At 55.4% G+C, this 18106-nt stretch carries 19 protein-coding genes; 9 read left to right on the top strand and 10 right to left on the bottom strand.

Annotated features, from left to right (window positions below; translation table 11 throughout):
- Positions 1 to 86 precede the first annotated feature (86 nt).
- Positions 87 to 1667: a hypothetical protein gene (locus IE099_RS09755; RefSeq protein ID WP_189569734.1), complete on the top strand. Its 1581-nt coding sequence runs from the start codon at positions 87 to 89 to the stop codon at positions 1665 to 1667.
- On the opposite strand, the gene IE099_RS09760 is transcribed toward IE099_RS09755, so the two are convergent.
- The 3 genes from IE099_RS09760 to kdsB all read right to left on the bottom strand — a co-directional run bounded on the left by IE099_RS09760 (position 1664) and on the right by kdsB (position 5274).
- The gene (locus IE099_RS09760; protein ID WP_189569735.1) at positions 1664 to 2734 is read right to left on the bottom strand and encodes an LOG family protein; all 1071 of its coding nucleotides are present in this window, start codon (positions 2732 to 2734) and stop codon (positions 1664 to 1666) included. The two genes, IE099_RS09755 and IE099_RS09760, sit on opposite strands and share 4 nt — an antisense overlap.
- 153 nt (positions 2735 to 2887) lie before the next feature.
- A complete protein-coding gene (pyrG, locus tag IE099_RS09765; RefSeq protein WP_189569736.1) occupies positions 2888 to 4501 on the bottom strand; it encodes a CTP synthase in 1614 nt (537 codons plus the stop codon).
- Positions 4498 to 5274: a 3-deoxy-manno-octulosonate cytidylyltransferase gene (gene kdsB, locus IE099_RS09770; protein ID WP_189569737.1), complete on the bottom strand. Its 777-nt coding sequence runs from the start codon at positions 5272 to 5274 to the stop codon at positions 4498 to 4500. Before kdsB ends, pyrG begins: the two co-directional genes overlap by 4 nt.
- Before the next feature lie 130 nt (positions 5275 to 5404).
- On the opposite strand from kdsB, the gene IE099_RS09775 reads away from it, so the two are divergent.
- The gene (locus tag IE099_RS09775; protein WP_189569738.1) at positions 5405 to 7006 is read left to right on the top strand and encodes a sodium:solute symporter family transporter; all 1602 of its coding nucleotides are present in this window, start codon (positions 5405 to 5407) and stop codon (positions 7004 to 7006) included.
- A gap of 165 nt (positions 7007 to 7171) precedes the next feature.
- Here IE099_RS09775 and IE099_RS09780 read toward each other — a convergent pair whose 3' ends face one another.
- Positions 7172 to 7495: a hypothetical protein gene (locus IE099_RS09780; protein WP_189569739.1), complete on the bottom strand. Its 324-nt coding sequence runs from the start codon at positions 7493 to 7495 to the stop codon at positions 7172 to 7174.
- A gap of 31 nt (positions 7496 to 7526) precedes the next feature.
- Here IE099_RS09780 and IE099_RS09785 point away from each other — a divergent pair, with 31 nt between their 5' ends.
- Positions 7527 to 7871, top strand: coding sequence for a hypothetical protein (locus tag IE099_RS09785; RefSeq protein ID WP_189569740.1), 345 nt, complete (start codon positions 7527 to 7529; stop codon positions 7869 to 7871).
- Positions 7872 to 8056: 185 nt separating this feature from the next.
- Positions 8057 to 8377: a thioredoxin gene (gene trxA / locus IE099_RS09790; RefSeq protein ID WP_189569741.1), complete on the top strand. Its 321-nt coding sequence runs from the start codon at positions 8057 to 8059 to the stop codon at positions 8375 to 8377.
- A gap of 129 nt (positions 8378 to 8506) precedes the next feature.
- On the opposite strand, the gene IE099_RS09795 is transcribed toward trxA, so the two are convergent.
- Together IE099_RS09795 and IE099_RS09800 are read right to left on the bottom strand one after the other, a co-directional pair.
- On the bottom strand, positions 8507 to 9064 hold the full coding sequence (locus tag IE099_RS09795; protein ID WP_189569742.1) for a YqgE/AlgH family protein: 558 nt from the start codon (positions 9062 to 9064) through the stop codon (positions 8507 to 8509).
- A 71-nt stretch (positions 9065 to 9135) separates the two neighbouring features.
- The gene (locus IE099_RS09800; protein WP_189569743.1) at positions 9136 to 10434 is read right to left on the bottom strand and encodes a glycoside hydrolase family 99 protein; all 1299 of its coding nucleotides are present in this window, start codon (positions 10432 to 10434) and stop codon (positions 9136 to 9138) included.
- Between the two features lie 263 nt (positions 10435 to 10697).
- On the opposite strand from IE099_RS09800, the gene IE099_RS09805 reads away from it, so the two are divergent.
- Entirely contained in the window at positions 10698 to 11054 is a 357-nt protein-coding gene (locus IE099_RS09805; protein WP_229809464.1) for a translation initiation factor, read from the top strand.
- A 159-nt stretch (positions 11055 to 11213) separates the two neighbouring features.
- Here IE099_RS09805 and IE099_RS09810 read toward each other — a convergent pair whose 3' ends face one another.
- Positions 11214 to 11603 (bottom strand): cytochrome c, encoded by a 390-nt coding sequence (locus IE099_RS09810; protein ID WP_189569745.1) that lies wholly within the window; start codon positions 11601 to 11603, stop codon positions 11214 to 11216.
- A 161-nt stretch (positions 11604 to 11764) separates the two neighbouring features.
- On the opposite strand from IE099_RS09810, the gene IE099_RS09815 reads away from it, so the two are divergent.
- Together IE099_RS09815 and IE099_RS09820 are read left to right on the top strand one after the other, a co-directional pair.
- Positions 11765 to 12136 (top strand): SpoIIAA family protein, encoded by a 372-nt coding sequence (locus IE099_RS09815; RefSeq protein ID WP_189569746.1) that lies wholly within the window; start codon positions 11765 to 11767, stop codon positions 12134 to 12136.
- A 209-nt stretch (positions 12137 to 12345) separates the two neighbouring features.
- Entirely contained in the window at positions 12346 to 13269 is a 924-nt protein-coding gene (locus IE099_RS09820) for a helix-turn-helix domain-containing protein (RefSeq protein WP_189569747.1), read from the top strand.
- Here the strand turns inward: IE099_RS09820 and IE099_RS09825 are convergent.
- From IE099_RS09825 to IE099_RS09835, 3 genes are all read right to left on the bottom strand, one after another.
- Positions 13266 to 13892 carry a DUF2238 domain-containing protein gene (locus IE099_RS09825; protein WP_189569748.1) on the bottom strand — a complete coding sequence of 209 codons (627 nt, stop codon included), beginning with the start codon at positions 13890 to 13892 and terminating at the stop codon, positions 13266 to 13268. The two genes, IE099_RS09820 and IE099_RS09825, sit on opposite strands and share 4 nt — an antisense overlap.
- Positions 13893 to 13896: 4 nt before the next feature.
- Positions 13897 to 14811, bottom strand: coding sequence for a universal stress protein (locus tag IE099_RS09830; RefSeq protein WP_189569749.1), 915 nt, complete (start codon positions 14809 to 14811; stop codon positions 13897 to 13899).
- Positions 14812 to 14937: 126 nt separating this feature from the next.
- On the bottom strand, positions 14938 to 15825 hold the full coding sequence (locus IE099_RS09835; protein WP_189569750.1) for a universal stress protein: 888 nt from the start codon (positions 15823 to 15825) through the stop codon (positions 14938 to 14940).
- Positions 15826 to 16132: 307 nt separating this feature from the next.
- On the opposite strand from IE099_RS09835, the gene IE099_RS09840 reads away from it, so the two are divergent.
- Together IE099_RS09840 and IE099_RS09845 are read left to right on the top strand one after the other, a co-directional pair.
- Positions 16133 to 16798: a helix-turn-helix transcriptional regulator gene (locus IE099_RS09840; protein ID WP_189569751.1), complete on the top strand. Its 666-nt coding sequence runs from the start codon at positions 16133 to 16135 to the stop codon at positions 16796 to 16798.
- Positions 16799 to 16815: 17 nt separating this feature from the next.
- The gene (locus tag IE099_RS09845) at positions 16816 to 18006 is read left to right on the top strand and encodes a sensor histidine kinase (protein ID WP_189569752.1); all 1191 of its coding nucleotides are present in this window, start codon (positions 16816 to 16818) and stop codon (positions 18004 to 18006) included.
- Positions 18007 to 18106 lie beyond the last annotated feature (100 nt).

Here is an 18106-nt window from a genome sequence, read left to right on the forward strand (position 1 = left end):
TTGTGTCGATGGATGGCTCGAAAATGCCACTCGACGGGTTGGCATGGGTCGTGCAAATTTTCCCCGAACGGCTTCCTCCTATTCTCATGAAACTTCGCACTGTAATTTCGCTCCTAGCTTCACCTCTGCTTCTTCAAGGAGCGAAGGCTCAATATGTTGTTGACCAAGATTTGGGGGACTTGAATGCCTCCACACCCCGCACAATCGTCGCGAATACTGCGGCCAGTAGTGGTTCGCCAGCTCGTGACGAGGCGCAATTTCACTCCGCAGGCACCAATCAGGGGCGAGTCTGGGGCAATGAGCGGGTCTTTCAGTTCGAGCTCACTGAGCCTGCAATTCTGACTTTGTCGACCAATGGGGCGGGCGATATTGTTGGTGATCCGGACTTTATTCTCTTGGAAGGACTGTCTGTAGCATTCGACCCGGATCGGGCAAAGTATGAGGCCCTGGATGCTCTTGGGGCTGCGTTTATGGATGTGGATGGCCCCCAGACAGAGAGCTTGGGCGCCTTTTTCCCTGGAACTTACTATATCGCGGTTGAGAACTACGAGGGGACGGATTTCGAGGTTTCCGACCCCAGCCATTCTTATTCCAACTCGAGTTGCACGGTTCAATTGGAAGCGTTATCAGCGGATGCTGAGGACTTCTGGGGGTATCTGGGGGTTGTTGCTGGGGATGGGTCTACGCTGTATTTCGAGACCTTGGACTCGACGCTCGACACGGCCATTGCTGTTTTCAACGCGAGTGGAACTTTGCTGATTGAAAATGATGATGCGTCGGAGACAAACACCCAGAGTGTGATCGCGTTAGCTGATGGTCTTCCTTCGGGGACCTATTATCTGGCCGTCGGAGGAAAGGGGACTGATTTCAGCGGAGGCTTGGATAATATGGTGGCAGGGCCCTCGGTCGAAGGAGATTTCATTCTCACTCATTCCCTGGGAGAGAGTTTTAGTCCGGAAAGCGTGAATGGAGTGATCGATTTGACTTACGACCAATCTTCGATTCGGGTTTTCGAGTTTTTTGTCGGACCGAAGACTCCTGAGAGCTTCACTTCCATCGGGGAGATCGCACTGGAGGACGAGCCCTTCGATTTCGATCTGCTGGATTCAGATTTCGACACCCAGCTCACGATTTACGATAGCCAGGGATTTTGGATCTACTTCAATGATGATTTTGAATATTCCGATGATGGGGATGACACCAATGATACCTTTCAAAGCTTTCTGGAGCTTGATGAAGGCTTACCTGCTGGGACCTATTATGTGGTAATTACGGGTTATAATAATGATATCCTCGACGGATTCAGTGTCTTTCCTGATTCAGAAGGAACAGATTCCGGGAGCTACGAGTTGAAGTTTCCCGGCGGGACTCGTTCAGGAGGGCTGGCCTCAGGCGGACAAGTGTGGTTTCAATTTACGATCGGTGAAGTGGTATCTCCTCCGGTTGATATCGAGGTGACTGCCGTCGAGGTGGTTGGAGATCAGTTGACCTTGGAATGGGTGGCGCAGCCCAATGCGGTTTACCAAGTCTACAGCTCCACCACCGGCGGGAGTTTCACCTTGGTCCCCGGCCAGGATGCGATTCTGACCGATACAACGACTTTCACTATCGATGGCTCGGGGGAGCCGGTGAAGCTTTTCCAGATCCGCGAAGTGATTCCGAACTAGAGTTCTTTGCCTTTCAGCTTTGCCTTAATGGTGGGAACAATCTCGGAGAGCTCGTCGACAACGGTAAAGTGAGAAGGGTCACAATAGCGCTCCAGTAGATCGACGAGGGGGGCCCAGAAGTGGGTGCCATTCTCGTCGCGGCGGTTGAAGATGACGACTGGCTTGTTCTTCATCAAATCGTTCCCCTGTTGGTGGAAAATCATTAGAGCGAGAAGCTCCTGCACGGAGCCTGCGCCGCCGGGGAAGATGACGAAGGCGTCCGAGTTCTCGATCATCACTTCCATGCGGGTATAGATATCGTCTCGCAACCAGAAGCAGGACAGGCCTTCAGGCAAGCCTTCCAAGCGAATGATGTGGGGCACATTGGAGCCTGCAGTCCAGCCCCCGGCAGACACCGAGCCTCTCACAACCGCTCCCATGATTCCGCTTTTGCCGGCTCCGGAGACACAACCCAGGTTGCTCTCGGCGAGCTCGCGGCCCAGTGCCTCGCCGTCGGCAAGGTAGTCCTCCTTCTCGATGGTGGCGGAGCAGAAGACGCAGACATTGGCGAGAAGGTCGGCGGGTGCGGGCTGGTTGGCATCATCGGGGAGAACTGGTGGATCTGCCAGCGGCTCGCGGTCGATGGGGGGGAGTCCCTTGTCGCGGAAGGCGCGGAGAGCTTCCGTCACTCCCTCTGCAGAATCGGCGACGAGGAGATAATCCCGGTGGTCTTGTTTGATGGTGCCGAGGGCATTGAGGTGGTCCAGCAATTGGAAAACGATGTCCCATGAACCGTCGTCGTTAAGAATGACCGTCGGCTTGTCGGCGAGGTGTTTGTCCAAGGTCTGATAGCCGACGAAGATGGAGATGGCCTTGAACATGTCTTCCAAGCTGGCTCCGGGGGTGAAGACGAAGGCTTGGGACTCGATGATCTTTTTCTCGATGTTTGTGAGAGTGATCTTTTGGTCTCCATTGGAGTTGTAGATATCCCACCCCGCGTTGAAGAGGTGAAAAAGAAGGCGGGCGCGGGTGGAGCGGCTGGGGTCTTCGGGACCGATGACGGTACCGGAAAGGCGAACGTTGGGCATAGTGGGGTTCTGAGATGTGGATTGAGCGTTCCCTTCATGAGGGCACACGCGTGGCAGGAGAGACTACCCTAAATTCACGGCTTGCGGGTAAAATTTCTGTCCTCCCCGTCATTCAACACGAAGAAAGTCTCCGATTGATGGCTGTTTTTGGCCCTAAGCTCCTTTGCTCACCAGGCAGGCTCCGACAAAAGAGTAGAAGAGGGGATGAGGGTAGTTGGGCTTGGACAAAAACTCTGGATGGAACTGGGCCGCCACAAAGTAGGGGTGCTGGGGAAGCTCGATGATTTCCACCAGACCCTCATTGGCTGAGACCGAAGAGATGACGAGACCCGCCTCCTGAATGCGGTCGAGGTAATCGGAGTTGAACTCATACCGGTGACGGTGCCGCTCCTTGATCTCGGCCGCTCCTTGGTAAATTTCCGAGGCCTTGGTGTCGGGATAAAGGATAGAGGTTTGTAGCCCCAGACGCATGGAGGCACCCATGTCGCGAATTCCCTTTTGCTCCTCCTGCAGACAGATCACGGGTTCGCTGCAGTCTTTGTCGAACTCGGTGGAGTTGGCTCCGGTGATGCCGCAGACATTGCGGGCGAATTCAATGGTCGCGATCTGCATACCAAGACAAATTCCAAAGAAAGGAATGTTGTTCTCGCGTGCATGCTGCGCGGTGAGGATCTTGCCTTCCACGCCACGATCACCGAAGCCGCCGGGAATGAGGATCCCGTCGACCTTGCCAATCACTTTGGCTGCACCGTGCTCTTGCACTGCCTCCGCATCCACGCGGATGACATTGACACGCGTCCGGTGGGCTGCACCGGCGTGGGTGAGGGATTCGTAGATGGACTTATAGGCATCCTGCAGCTCGATGTATTTGCCGACGACGGCGATATCGACCGAGTTCACGGGGTTGACGATACGATCCACAAAGTCCTCCCAGTCCGATAAATCGGGGGTGGGGGAATCCGTCATGCCGAGGCGATCGACTACCAGGCGGTCAATCTTGTCGCGGCGAAGGTCGAGAGGGCACTGGTAAATTGTGTTTTCGACATCGCGGAAGGCCACGACATTCTTTTTCTCCACGTTGCAGAACATCGCGATTTTTCTGCGGTTGTCTTCATCGAGGTCATGCTCGGTCCGGCAAATGATGATGTCGGGCTGAATACCGATTTCCCGCAACTTGGCCACGGACTGCTGGGTGGGCTTGGTCTTGATTTCGCCTGCGGCGCGGATCAGAGGAAGCAAAGTGACGTGGATGAAGCACACGTTTTCTCTGCCTACTTCCAAGGCAAATTGGCGCAAGGCTTCCAGGAAAAGAGTGCCCTCAATGTCTCCCACGGTTCCGCCGATTTCAGTGATCAGGATCTCCACATCGGGATTGGCCTTCGTGACGTCAAAGAGTCTTTTCTGAATCTCGTCCGTGACGTGTGGGATATATTGCACGGTCTTGCCGAGATATTTCCCTTCGCGCTCATTGCGGATCACGGTCTCGAAGACCTGACCCGAGGACAGCGAGTTGAGTTTGGAAAGATTGCTGGAGGTGAACCGCTCGTAATGCCCCAGATCGAGGTCGGTTTCGGCTCCGTCATCGAGGACGTAAACTTCCCCGTGTTGATAGGGAGACATCGTGCCGGGATCGACATTGAGGTAGGGATCGAACTTTTGGATCATGACCTTGTGGCCACGGTGTTCGAGGAGAGCTCCGATGGAAGCTGCTGCCAGTCCTTTCCCAAGAGAGGAGACAACGCCTCCGGTGACAAAGATGTATTTCACGGCTGTGTGGTGTTTTGCGTTTCGTGCAGACGGGTGAGTAGGTTTTCGAGAAGAGAAACTTGTTCGGGCGTGTCGAGGCCAATGGCTTCATGGTCTGTTAGAACCACCCGGATGCGGGCTCCATGATGCAAGGCGCGCAATTGTTCAAGAGATTCCGCAATTTCCAGAGGCGCTGGTGGCCATTGAACGAAGTCCCGGAGAAAATCCGAGCGGTAACCATAGAGCCCAATGTGGCGAAGCGGTTGAACGGAGTCCGCCACCCTCGCGAAGGGGATGGGAGAACGCGAAAAATAAAGTGCGTCATTGCAGGCGTTGAGGACGACCTTGACGATGTTGGGATCCTGCAACTGTGCGGTGTCCTGCAACGGGGAGGCCGCAGTGATGAGGTCGATGCTGGCATCGGCTCCCAGCTGGCTGGCCAGTTGATCGACGAGCGCGGGCTCAATGAGGGGCTCGTCCCCCTGGATGTTGATAAAGTGGGTGGCAGAAGGAAAGCGAGCGGCAGCTTCCGCAATGCGGTCGGTCCCCGTGGGGTGCTCGGCAGAAGTCATCACGACCTCCATGCCGAAGCTCTGGGCGGCTTTTTCAATCCGTTCGTCATCGGTGGCGACAACGATTTGGTCGAGCTGTTCACACTGGCGGGCACGAGCGCACACGTGCTCCAAGAGGGGTTTGCCACAGAGACGAAAAAGCGGCTTTCCGGGAAAGCGGCTGGAGGCCCAGCGGGCGGGAATGACCCCGATGATTTGCGGTGATGCGGTAGAGTTGTTCAAGCGGCGAGCATGGGTTTCGAAACCCTAGGAAAATTTTAGACGGTTCGCCAAGGTTTTGCCGTCATGGTGACGAACTTTGCGAACGAATGAATGGACGCGGGGGGCGTCTGGTTGCTTAGGTGCGAACAGGATGAAGGAAGTTCACGAAGCATTCGGCTGGATTGATTGGAGCGTGGTGGTGGTCTACATGATTTTTACCACGGTTCTGGGCGAGCGGCTCTCGGGGAAGCAGGCGACCATCAAGGACTTCTTTTTGGGAGGAAAGTCTCTGCCCTGGTGGGCGGTCACAGGGTCGATGATTGCGACCGAGATCAGCGCTCTCACCTTCATTGGGGTTCCCGGCGGAGTGTATGCCGCCCAGGGGGACTGGACCTATCTGCAGTGGGGAATCGGTTCCATCATCGCTCGCTTCGCGGTCGGCTATTGGTTGGTCCCGCTCTATTATGAAAAAGAAATTTATTCGCCCTATGACTTTATGGGAAACCGTTTGGGCGAAGGCGTGCGGCGTCTAGTGACTGGATTGTTTTCCCTCGGGGCGGTGCTGGGAGCAAGTGTTCGGGTCGTGGTCACTGCGGTGATCCTGAAGGCCGTTACAGGCATGGACGCGATGCTTTGCATCGTGGTGATTGGGGCCTTTGCTGTCCTCTGGACCTTCCTGGGGGGCATGCAAACTGTAATCTGGACTGATGTCATTCAGTTCTGCCTGTTCATTCTAGGCGGCCTGCTGGCGCTCGGCTGGTTGGTCGGGACCTTGGGCTGGGATCAAATCGTCAGCCTGAACCAGTCGACCGCTCCCGATGGCACCGCCATCGACAAGATGCGGATCTTCAATCTTGCTTCACCGTTCACTGAGGAGGGTCGAGCTTTGAAATACACGCTCTGGGTCGGACTGTTGGCGATGCCTTTCCAGAACTTCGCGGCCTTCGGGATCGACCAGCTCAACACCCAGCGCATGTTCTGCTGTGGCAGTGCCAAGGACGCTCGCAAGGCGATGTGCTGGAGCTCTGTCTCCATCGTAATTACGCTGGTGATGCTGGCAGTGGGTTCAGGTCTCTTCGCCTGGTATCAGGTTCATCAGCCCAATGCGGATTTGGCGGCGGCATTTGCCAAGGACACCAACAATGTTTTTCCGGCTTGGATCGTGACGGTGATTCCAACCGGTCTATCCGGATTGATTCTTGCAGGCGCCTTTGCTGCTGCGATCTCGAGTCTGGATTCCGTCTTGGCGGCTCTCTCCCAGACGAGTTTATCCATTTTCTATGGGAGAAAAAATCTTGAGGATGAAAGCAAGGGCAAGGAAAGAGTCATGCAGTCGCGCATCGCGGTCTGCATCTGGGGAGTGGTGCTGACGATCGTGACGCTGGGGCTGTGGATTGCGTATGAGAATAACAAGGACAACGACCTCATTGGGCTGGCCTTCGGGATGGTAGCCTACACTTTCGGTCCCTTGCTGGGCATCCTGCTCGCCGCAATTTTCTTGAAAGGGCGGAACCTCACTCCCGGACTGATTATTGGGTCGTTTCTTTCCATTTTCTTCGTTGCTTGGTTCCGTCCCGAGATCTTGATATTTTTCGAGAGCGTGGGAGCCAAAGACGTGGCTGAGGCCATCGTAAACAGCCGTCCCACCTTGGTCTCCGAATGGTTCTTTCCCATCAATGCCGGTCTCACGCTGTTCTGTGGCTGGATTGGAAAAGTGATTCTGGATTCGATCGCCAGAAGAAAAGCCGACTAGGTGTTTTTTCGATAGGAGAAGGATCCGGGGGAAAATGAAATTTCAGCCTTTATGGCACAATTTCGCGAAAAAAGTCTCCTGCGCGTTTGACACTGGGGGCGCAAGTTTATTTAACTACTAACACGATTATCACCAAGAACTGGAGAAGTTCGTAAACACACACCATCACACTATGAGCGACGAGGCACCAAAACCACCAAAGCCGATGACCAAAACTTCGGCTGTTCCATTGAAGAAAGAAACTGTGCGGGTTACCCTGAAGGCTTCTGACGCACCTGCTCCTTCGGCGTCTACTCCGCCTGCGCCAGCGGCTCCCTCCGCACCCGCAGCGCCTTCTGCTCCAGCCGCTCCTTCGGCCCCGGCAGCACCAGTTGCTCCAAGCGCGCCGATGGCTCCCAAGCCGCCTGCAGCTTCCGTTCCCGCGGGACCTCCCAAGCCTTCCGCGCCCGCACCTGCTCCGACTGTTGCTTTGAAGACAGCTGGCGGCACGATTGGCGGCGCACCCGCACCGGCTCCTACCGTGCCATTGAAAGTCGGTGGTGCTGCTCCGGCTTCCGCTCCTTTGAAGACCCAGCCTTTGACCGGCGGTCCTGGCACTGCGCAGCTTCCCAAGGCGACCGTTCCTCTCGGTGGAACCCAGGCCCTTGGCCAGCCGACTGGATTGCAGACTACTCCCGGAACCATCGGCGGCTTCGACGATGATGATGAGGAAGAAGAAAACGCAACACTCACCTCCGTCCTCGCCATCCTGGCGCTGGTAGCGGCGATTGCGGCTCTGACTTTCCAGTTTCTGACTGCGAAGACTTGGGTTGATAACACCACCCCTGACGCCCGCGTTTGGTCTGACTACACTGGCCTCGAGTAACCTTAATCTTCACCTATTATGGCTGTATCTATTATTACTTTCGTTCTTGCTCTCGCTGCTGCTGCCCTTGCTTTTCTTGCGTCGCAGTAGGTCGTGGAGAATGAGCCCGACGGGCATTTGAAATTCCTTTTCTGAGAGACAAGGGTGGCGCTTGACGCCACCTTTTTGCTGTACATAGTTCTCGCATGGCATTGCAATTTACCAACGATAATTTCCAGACCGAAGTCCTCGAATCCGAAGTCCCCGTGCTGGTCGACTTTTGGGCCGAGTGGTGTGGACCTTGCAAAAGTGTGGCCCCCCTCGTGGATGCGGTTGCCGGCGAGGTCGAAGGAGTGGCCAAGGTCGGCAAGGTGAACATCGACGAAGCAGGAGAACTGGCGCAGAAGTATGGCGTCTCGTCGATTCCGACCTTCTTGTTTTTCAAGGGAGGACAGGTGGTTGATACGATCGTGGGAGCACGCGTGACGCAGGATAGTTTGCGCGAGCAGCTTGAGGCTTTGGCCTAACTTCCCAGCGAGGTGATTTCGTTCTGAGACCAGAATGGAATTTCCGAGCCCACAAATTTTCAATAAAAGCTGCTGCCTTCATTTAGGCGGCAGTTTTTTTGTCTGGGTGATGAGGTAATCGATTGAGCCTCAGTTCATCCAAGGATGCTCGGGACACAGTGCAAGAAGCCGATGAAACGGGGACAGGCCGTTGAGGGTGTCTTCCCAAAGACTTTGGTCATGAGTCATTCCCAACAGACTTTCTGGCGGGGGACTGACGACCCATGAGCTGCGTTCAAGCTCGCCCTCCAACTGACCGCCTGACCAACCCGAATAGCCCACGAAGGCCCGCACCAGTGTGCCAGGATTCTTGCTGTGGCTAATGGCGTCTTGCGCAGAAATCCGGATTGCATAACGAAGCTCGTTCTCAGGCGATTTCCAAAATGCCGCGAAGGTCAGATGTTCGCGAGCGACTGGTCCTCCGACATGCACAGGGATTCTCGCCAGTGATTGGAAACTTTGATCTTTGAGAAAATCTCCCACTTTGCTGCCTGCCGGTTGATTGAGTATCAATCCGAAGGCTCCTTCGGCAGAATGCTGGGCCAACAAAATCACGGCCTTCCTGAAGATGCCGTCACGAAGCGAAGGATCGGCGATGAGCAAATCGCCTTGTTTCAGAATTTGGGAATCGGAAGAAGACTGAGACACACTGTTAGTCTTCACAAACTCGGCAGTGGGTCAAGATGCTGGTTCACAAAAGCGTCGTTGACTCATTTTTTTCATTCTTTCTGTTCCGCAGTCGGTCGAACTGGAAAGGATTTTTCCGTTCGCTCGCCCCGTATCAGATTTCCTCCTTCGCCGGTGAGCCATAAGTAGTGGTCGCTGGGGAATCCGCCGAAGGTGAGAAAGGGGGTGTCGCCGACGGGTGGATGGTTGCTGCATTTGAAGATGGCGGTTCCTTCGTCGACTTCATCAAACATGGCGACATAGACCATCTGGGCGCCTGACTTCTGAGCCGCGATGAACTGAGACCAAAGAAAACGTCCTTCGAGGCGGGGAATCGAATCGAGTTCACGAGCTGGTTTCAAGTTTTTCCAACTGAACCCGGGAAAGACCACGGGAAGGAAATCAATGGAACGGTCCCGGCACCAGGCGAGGTCGCCGGGGTAGAGTTGCAATGCATGGGACCGGGCAGATTCTGGGGTGCGATATCTGCCCGGGGTCCATGGACTGATAACGTCCGCTAGAGCGAGGGCCTCGTGTAGCTTGGGGTCCGGGGTCGCATCCCGAGTTTGTGTGCGCCACCAAGAGGGGACTCCCAACATCACGGAGCAGCCTTCCGCTTTGAAGAACTCGATTAGCTTTCGACTCTCTGTTAGAGTATAAGCGCGGTCATCTCCAAAGCCGATTCCCCAAATGGCCACCAGGGGTTTGCCCTCGTGTTGGAGGTAGGCCGGGTCCATCCCCATTTCCATCTTTTCCCTCAGCATCTTCCAATCATCTGCTACCTGTTGGGTTTCGCCCTTGGCGAGGCCACTTAGATCATACATCACCGCATAAGCCCGCCCCTCAAGGTTGGCCCCTTCCCGGCAGTGCGAGAGCACGACATCCTTGTGGTGGCGGAAGTCCTTTCTTTGCAACCCGTTCGCAAAGCGCTGCACGAAAACCCCATCGATTCCATATTCCCGCATCCAACGAAAATGCCTGAGAACCGTGAGTCTGTTGTGGGAGCTGAAAACCGTAGCAGGAGAGCCGTCAGCCATCCGGAAATGAGTAGGATAATGCTCTTCAACGGTGGCCTCGGACATATCCGGCCACAAATCCACTGTGATATTTCCCGGGCCAAAGGGCTGATTGGCCTGTCTGGCCCAATGGGTCCAGCCAAGACCTGAGCCGTCTTGGGGGCAATTGAACCAGCCTTGATAGCCCGCCATGACCTTGCCGGTTAAAGTGCTTCGATCAGCCCCGCTTTTGGTGACTCCGCGAAAGGGGGCGAGAGGCTCTTTGGTCTCATCAGCCATCAGACTTGTGGTCAGGAATGAGACCACCAGCGCGGTGGGGAAAAAGTGGTTCTTCATGCGGAGCAGGAGGGCAATTTCCCCTTCGTGAGGATGAAAGCCATCGCTAGTGAACGAACCAAAGCCGTCCAATCTATCTGTCCGTCCGATTGATGGTCGCTCTGGAAAAAGGTGGTGACGTGTGACTCGGGCTTTTCAGCGCTCGTCTCCTCTTCTCTCAATGGAAGTCAAAAATGCGCTGTTCGGAACCGATCTCCCGCTGTTCAATTGGGTCAATGAGTCGGAAGAAGAAAAGAAGGGGGAGCGATGAAGAGGAAGCTCCCATGCCCAACGCCTTCGGAGCCTTGGATGCTCTCGGTGACCTTCCTACAGGTCCGCAAGGCCACTTGCCAATTCTCCCGGTCAAGACTTCCAAGCGGGGTCAGAAAAACACCTCACGGGGCCGCGTGGATATCGTTCGCCAGACTGCCCATCGGGGAGGAAAAGCAGTCACGGTGGCAAAGAACTTTAAAGGCATTGGTTTGCCTGAAAAGCAAGAGCTCGCGAAGAAAATTCAGAGAGCTTGCGGGGTCGGCGGAACGGTAAAGGATGGGTGTATCGAGATTCAGGGAGACAAGAGGGAAGAAATGAAGCGCATTCTAACAGAAGCGGGATTCAACCCTGTGTTTGCAGGTGGGTAGGAGCTGCCTTTCGTTCGATGACAAAGGGAGCGAGGTGGGCCGCCGGTTCCGGATTCCCAACTGGCTCCCTATTCGCGGCTGGTGGGATTGGCAGCCTGTTATGAGGCTAACTGAATTTTGACGCCAAGCTCATTGTTAGGAGAGATTCAACAAGTGGGGTCAGAGGAGTGCATTTGTCGGTGAACCGGTCTGAGGGGCTTCGCTATTGGCGGCTTTCAGGTAGTTGAGGAGGTCTTGCTCTTCGTCTTCACTGAGGCCGGCATTCCAGGACATGTGGGGCACAATTTTCTGCCAACCTTCATCGGAGATGTCCTGTGGATGTTTCTTCTGGTGGCACTCCCCGCATTTGCGCATGTAGAGGCCCCAGCCATCGTGCAGCTTTTCCAGAGAAATACCGCTGCGAGTTGCCATCGCGGAGTTGGGCATGTCGCGGAAGGGGTTCTCTTCGGCTGGCTCGGCGGGAGGGACCGGGCCACAGCTGGCGATGAAACTAGCGGCGCAAATGACGCTGGTGACGGCGATCATGGGCTGGAGAGAACTCGATGTCATAGGCCGGAAAGCCTAACTGCATTGCAAGGCTCTGCCGAGCATGTTCTGCTTAGGATTGAGCGTCGATTGCGTGCAAAATTTGCCGAGAAAGGGGCAAGATGGAGCGTGCCAAAGGGGGGGAGTCTGGGCTCTAATCAGGGCTGCCCGGTAGTGGGTCTATTATGGCTGTAACATTTCACGAATCCAAACAGCAGGGAGTCTGGACCCTGGAGCTTAGTGGCATCATCGAACCGCATGAGCACGAGGAGGTGATTCCCGCTCTCAAGAATCTTTTGGAAAAGATTGAGGGAGTATCATTGCTGGTGGACATGCGTGATTTGGTAAGCTGGCAGCCATCGGCGGTTTGGGAGGAGCTTCAGTTTGACCTCCACTTCCTTCGCTCATTTCGACGAATTGCCATGGTCAGTGACCGGGACTATCAAAAGTGGCTGGCCACCTTGGCCAAGCGTTTCGGGGTGGCCGAGATACGCTACTTCCACAGCTCTGCTCACGAGCAGGCTTTGGCTTGGCTGGGCGAGTCGTCGGACGAATAGGGGACGCTTCGCGAAAAGGGGGCGGAATCGGTGCTGGGTATGGCTCGGCGGTCGCTTGGTGCTGGTTTGAGGGGCTTTTGGGAAGGGCATAGGGATTTTGCTTAGAGGCCGACAAGGAGCTCTCCCAATTTACCAATCTGGCCGTTTGGATAGGATGAGCGCCGTTGCAGGGAGATTCTTTCCTTCTGCGTCCAACCGCTCTCCATCCGATGAACACAACCACCAATGCCGCCATTCACGAAACCGCTCTTCTCTTTCGCCATCAAAAATTGGTGGAGCGTTTGCAGGGGGCCGCTTTTTTCCAAAGTTACTCCGAAGTTTTTCAGCAGATGACGGGCCTGCCCTTGGAGCTGCATCCGGTGGCTGACCAGCGGGTTCAGGTTTGCGGCGGGAGCGTGAACCAGAATCGATTCTGCCACCTGGTCAACCGGGGCGAGGGAGGATGCGCGCAATGTCTCATGTCTCAGCGCTGTCTCGGCCAGGGCGAGGCGCGTTCGCGGGTGCAGTCGATTTCTTGCTTTGCAGGTTTGCAGGAAACTGCGGTTCCTTTGGTCTATGACGGACGGGTGATTGCGCAGTTGAAGACCGGGCAGATTTTTCATGAGCAAGCAACGGAGGCCGAGTGGAACAATGTGCAGAACCTTTTGCAGATGGACCCCGCGGAATCGAAAGAACTAGAGGAGGCCTATCTCGCCACTCCAGTGATGGAGAAAGGCAAATACCGCGCCATGGTGACCTTGCTTGCGGCCTTTTCTCTGCAGCTTGGCAAGCTGCTCAATCGACTGGCTCTGGAGATTGAAAATGAGGAGGGCAACTTGGTGGCGCGGGCGAAAAATCTCATCGAGGAGCACCTCACGGAATCTTTGGCCTTGGACGATCTTGCGGAGAATCTCGGTGTCAGTCCCTTTCACTTGTGTCGCAAGTTCAAGGAAGGCACGGGTGAGACTTTGACCCTTTACTTGACGAGCCGGAGAGTCGAGTTGGCGAAGGAAGCGCTCTTGAAAGGAGAGTCGCGCATCACAGACATTGCCTACGAAGTGGGCTTCCAATCACTCTCGCAGTTCAACCGGAGTTTCCACAAGATCACCGGCATGAACCCTACTGAGTTTCGACGCCAGGAAGTGGCGGCCTAGGACTGGGAGGAGCTCGTCCGGAAGCGGATGATGCCTAGGGCGATTAGGCCACCCATAAGGTTGAAAACCATATCCCAAGCGGTGTTGGCGTAATCCCCGACATTGGTATCCTCGATGAAAAGGGTGGCGACAAATTCGATCACCTCGTTGAGCGCGCCTAGGCCTGAGCCTGCGAAGAGGACAATAAGAAGGGGACCCGGCTGCGGGCGGGCGGGTTGGCCCCCGTGTTTCTGGAACAGGTAGGAAAGGCAATGCCAGCACACCAGAGTGGCAACGCAAAATCCGTAGGCGTGGACTACCTGGTCATACTTCAGATAATTGGGGATGAGCCATAGGCTGTAGAGCACTCGAACTGGACCGCCAATCTTCCAGGTTTCGGGCACCGGAACCATGCCTCCCATCACGTGGAGAAGTCCCCAGATGGAGAGCGCCCAGAGCAGGGAACTGGTGAGTTGCACCTGTCGATGGAGTCGACTGATGAGAGCCGCGAGAATGATGAGAACGACGAGGTAGAAGACAAACTCTCCATTCTCCGTTAGGTAAGCGGTCACCCCACCCAAGACCATATAGAGAGCCGAGAAAATAATGAGCGGCCGAAGGTTGGGGGAGGTGTTGTGGGTCATGGTTTCAGGTGGAAAGGTCTCGTTCTTTCACGACTAAGATAGAGCCCGGTCCGTCTCTAACAAGTCTTTCTGCCGTGGTCCCGAGCAGGAATTCCTTGATGCGGGAATGTCCCCGGGAACCAATGACTACGAGTGATTCCTTCTTTTTCTCGCAAAAGCTTTGGATGGCCTTGGCGGCGCTGGTGTGGCTGAGGAGATGGGGCTCAACTTTCAGCTCGTGGTGGTTCTCCCGAACGACATTCGCCAATTCGTTGAGTGAACTCAGGCGCTGGTCGGTCAGCTGTTGGGGAGTGGCAGTGTCGACCATCTCCGCAAGGTCGCAGAAGGTGTAGTCCGCGAGGTGCAGGGCGGGCGTGTAAACGTGAAGAAGATGCAAGGTGGCCCCTTGCCCCGCAGCCAGCTCTGCGGCGAAGCGGGTGGCGAAGTCGGAGGAGGGCGAAAAATCAGTGGCGGAAATGATGTGGTCGAATGAGTGGCCGTGATTCTCGCTCACGATGAGCACGGGTAGGTCGGCATTGCGGAGACACTTGGTTGTAATGGAACCGAGCTGATGGTCGCCCTCCGTCCGGCCAGTTCGCCCTAGAACGAGGAGGGTGGTTTCAATATCCCGCGTGAGCTGGCAAAGTTCCGTGAAGGGATTGCCCACCATGAGGTGATACTCAATTTCGGTGAAGACCTCGATTTCTTGCAAGGTGAGTTTCTGCAACTCGTCCTTCAAGCGATCGCGAATCAGGTTGATGGCAGTCGAGTATTCGGGGGGAGTGCCTCCGGCTTTGGCGTAGCCAATGACATGCGCAACATGCAGGGGGCACCCGTGGCAATGGGCGAGTCGTGCCGCTTCCCTGAGGGCGGAAAGAGAAGCCGCCGAGAAGTCGATGCCCACCACGATGGAGCTCCAGTCTGTGAAGTCGATCTTCATCGGTCAGTTTAGGGAGAGAGGTTTGTTAGTTGAGAACTCTTTTCGCAAAGAATGCTGAAAGAGGGGCGACCCCTTGGGGGGTGGGTCGTGATCCCCTCTGACAGTTTTTGGGGAAAGGTAGAGACGCTACTGGCCCCTGACCGCAAGGATGGAGACGGGAGCGTCGTGAAGAAGGCGCTCCGCATTGGTGCCCAGGAAGAATCCGGCCAAGCGGCTGTGGCCGCGGGTGCCGAGAACAACCAGATCCGCCCCGTTGGTGAGCACGTGGTTGGTCAGGGCCGTGGCCGTGTGGGCCGATTCCAGGATCAGTGTTTCATACGACACCTGCGCAAGGCTGTCCGCATGGCGCAGGAGGAAAGCCTTCATGCGTTCGGCTGTTTCCTTGTTGCATTCCTCGGTGTAACTCAGGGGGGATTCTTCCCGGTGGGAGAGAACCATACCCCACTCATCCATCTCAGGGGGATACATCACGTGGACGATCTCGAGCTTGGCTTCGTGCTCTTGTGCAAGTAATGCCGCTCGCTCGAGGGCGATTCCGGAGCTGGTCGAAAAGTCCACGCAGACGAGGATTTTTGAAAAGTTACAGCCTTGCCAGTCGCGTAGAACGAGAACGTCGCAAGGAGCGGTGCGAACGCATTGGGAAGCGATGGAGCCCAGACGCTTCTTGGTGAGGTCATTCGCGGCGATGAGCAAGAGGTCGGCCTGATTTTCCTCAATCACCCGATTGAGGGTATCGACAGGGCGCCCGATGCGGACCACGGGACGAATCTCTACCGCGTGTTTTTCCGTGCCAATGAGCGCTTCCAGTTTCTTCAAGCCCTCGGCCTGAATCGCAGAGGAGTCCGCCACCCTGTAGCCGGAAGCCCGACGTTCGGCGAGGCCGCTGGAGGGAAAGACGTGAATCGCCAACACGGACGTTCCTAATAAGGAGGCCGCGTGAATGGCGTGCCGGAGCACAAGAGGAGAGGAGTCCGAGAAGTCGATGCCGGCGATGATAGGTGGAGGGGTATTCATGTTTTGGTAGGTTTTTGCTGCTGTCGTTGGTTGAAGATTGATGAGCGCGAGCGTCCTCAGCGCGATTTCAGAGTTTGGCTGTCTAGGATTGGGATGTTGCCCCGACTTTTCTATCGGAGGCTCCGCATCGATTGCCCAAAATCGGACTTCTTTTGCAGGGAAAAGAAAATGCTATCGGTCCTCCTATCGGCCTCTAAAGAAATTCCCTATTGGGCTAGTTCGCTAGCGACGATGCGACTGGGCGGGTCCCCAATAGACCGGGAAAGGAGAATTTGGCAGAGTATCGGCGCCTTCGAAAAATAACGCTATGAAAAAGGATTCCACCCACACTCTCTTGCTTGAAAAGGTTTCTTCCTCCAGCCTTTTTCAAACCTATGCTGGTGCTTTTCAGGATGCCTCTGGACTAAAGTTGGGGCTGGTAGTGAGTAGCGATTCCGCTGCCATTGAAGCGGCCGCGCTGAAGGTCCCGGTCTCCTTGGGGCGACAGACTCTCTTGATGTTGGTGGCGGGTCAAGCGGGTGAAGAGACTGCGAAAGAGGAGCTTTGCCTCGGTCTGTTAGAGGCTTTTGCCATGCAGTTGGGTGATGAGATCAACCGCATTCTATTGGCTGATAGTGGTAATGAACCAGCGGTGGTGAAGGGGGCCAAGGGGCACATTCGCTCCAATCTGGCTTCCAAGTTTTGTCTAGACGACCTCGCGGCCGGGTTACAGGTCTGCCCCTTTCATCTCTGTCGCGTTTTTAAAGAGCGTACTGGGTTGACCATGACCGAATATGGCAATCGTCTCCGGGTGGAACGTGCCCGACGATTGCTCTCCGACCCTGGCGCGGCGGTGTCTGAGGTTGCCGACGAGGTGGGTTTCAGCTCCCTCTCGCAGTTCAATCGCACTTTCCTCAAGTATGCGGGGGAATCTCCCTCGGAATACCGTGCGCGTTTGGACGAACTTGAGCACTGCATTCTTCATGCTGCTTAGTTAGGCTGGTGCCTGATATGACTCCACCTGCTTCTCTGTCCGAGACTGAAAAGTTGCTCCTGAAAGCCACCCGGGAGGTGCACGACTTCAAGACAGCCTTGGATGAACATGCCATTGTGGCCATTACGGATCCGCGGGGAAAAATCACTTATGTGAACGAGAAGTTCTGCGCCATTTCCCAGTACAACGAGGAGGAGTTGATTGGGCAGGACCACCGGATTCTGAACTCTTCCCATCATCCCAAGGCGTTCTTTCAAGAGCTGTGGCAAACGATTCAAAGTGGCGAAGTGTGGCGGGGAGAGATTCGCAATCGGCGCAAGGATGGGAGTTACTATTGGGTCGATACGACCATTGTTCCCTTTGTCGACAGCGAAGGCCGGCCGGTTCAGCATATCGCCATTCGTGCCGATATTACTGAGAGAAAGCTTTATGAGGAAGAGCTCGCGAAGTTGGCGGCGGAGCTGGATAGCAAGAACAAGGAACTGGAGACCGTGATCTATGCCGCCTCCCACGACCTGCGTTCGCCCTTGGTCAATGTGCAAGGATTTGCATCCGTCATTGGCGAGGAAATGGCTGACCTCAAAAAGCTCGTGCAGGCGTGTGCCAATGGGGAAACTCCGGAGCTGAGTCAAGTGCAAGCCATTGAGGGGGAGATTGAGCGTGCACTGGATTTCATCATCGCCGGGACGACCAAAATGGATGCTCTGTTAGGCGGCCTGTTAGTGATTTCCCGTCTGGGGCAACTAGAGGTCAGAGATGTGGCGGTCGATGTGGGCAGGGTCGTCGAGATGAATCTATCTGCAATGCGTTACCAGCTTGAGGAGGCGGGAGCCACGGTATTGGTTGAAGACTTGCCCATGGCCCGGGGCGACGCGGACTTGCTAGGCCAGGTGTTTGGAAATCTATTTGGCAACGCGATCAAGTATTCCAGCAAGGAAAGGAGCCTCGTCCTCAAGGTTCGGGGCAAGGATTTTGGCGACAAAGTACGATACGAGGTGTCGGATAACGGAATCGGGATCTCGAAGCAGCATCAGGATCGTATTTTCAATCTTTTCCATCGCTTGAACCCGACAGACACCGAGGGGCATGGAGTGGGACTGGCAATTGTGAAGCGGGCATTGGACCGGATGAATGGAACGGTTGAGGTGGATTCCGAGCCTGGTAGAGGAACCACCTTTTCAATCGTATTACCCAAGTCTGCCGTTTGAGCCGCTGATTGGAGAAGTGAACTTGAGGAATGTGAGCTTGTAGAAAAGGGCGCTTTCCTCCAAAAGTAAGCGCTCTCAATGGAGAGAAACAGTGATGAGT

This window comes from Roseibacillus persicicus, assembly GCF_014651675.1.
In the GTDB taxonomy this organism is placed as follows: Bacteria; Verrucomicrobiota; Verrucomicrobiia; order Verrucomicrobiales; family Akkermansiaceae; genus Roseibacillus; species Roseibacillus persicicus.

Excerpts from the sequence above, each read along its gene's own strand:
- IE099_RS09755 (WP_189569734.1), top strand. The coding sequence starts at position 87 with ATGAAACTTCGCACTGTAATTTCGCTCCTAGCTTCACCTCTGCTTCTT.
- IE099_RS09760 (WP_189569735.1), bottom strand. The coding sequence starts at position 2,734 with ATGCCCAACGTTCGCCTTTCCGGTACCGTCATCGGTCCCGAAGACCCC.
- IE099_RS09775 (WP_189569738.1), top strand. The coding sequence starts at position 5,405 with ATGAAGGAAGTTCACGAAGCATTCGGCTGGATTGATTGGAGCGTGGTG.
- trxA (WP_189569741.1), top strand. The coding sequence starts at position 8,057 with ATGGCATTGCAATTTACCAACGATAATTTCCAGACCGAAGTCCTCGAA.
- IE099_RS09800 (WP_189569743.1), bottom strand. The coding sequence starts at position 10,434 with ATGAAGAACCACTTTTTCCCCACCGCGCTGGTGGTCTCATTCCTGACC.
- IE099_RS09805 (WP_229809464.1), top strand. The coding sequence starts at position 10,698 with ATGCCCAACGCCTTCGGAGCCTTGGATGCTCTCGGTGACCTTCCTACA.
- IE099_RS09810 (WP_189569745.1), bottom strand. The coding sequence starts at position 11,603 with ATGACATCGAGTTCTCTCCAGCCCATGATCGCCGTCACCAGCGTCATT.
- IE099_RS09815 (WP_189569746.1), top strand. The coding sequence starts at position 11,765 with ATGGCTGTAACATTTCACGAATCCAAACAGCAGGGAGTCTGGACCCTG.
- IE099_RS09820 (WP_189569747.1), top strand. The coding sequence starts at position 12,346 with ATGAACACAACCACCAATGCCGCCATTCACGAAACCGCTCTTCTCTTT.
- IE099_RS09825 (WP_189569748.1), bottom strand. The coding sequence starts at position 13,892 with ATGACCCACAACACCTCCCCCAACCTTCGGCCGCTCATTATTTTCTCG.
- IE099_RS09830 (WP_189569749.1), bottom strand. The coding sequence starts at position 14,811 with ATGAAGATCGACTTCACAGACTGGAGCTCCATCGTGGTGGGCATCGAC.
- IE099_RS09835 (WP_189569750.1), bottom strand. The coding sequence starts at position 15,825 with ATGAATACCCCTCCACCTATCATCGCCGGCATCGACTTCTCGGACTCC.
- IE099_RS09840 (WP_189569751.1), top strand. The coding sequence starts at position 16,133 with ATGAAAAAGGATTCCACCCACACTCTCTTGCTTGAAAAGGTTTCTTCC.
- IE099_RS09845 (WP_189569752.1), top strand. The coding sequence starts at position 16,816 with ATGACTCCACCTGCTTCTCTGTCCGAGACTGAAAAGTTGCTCCTGAAA.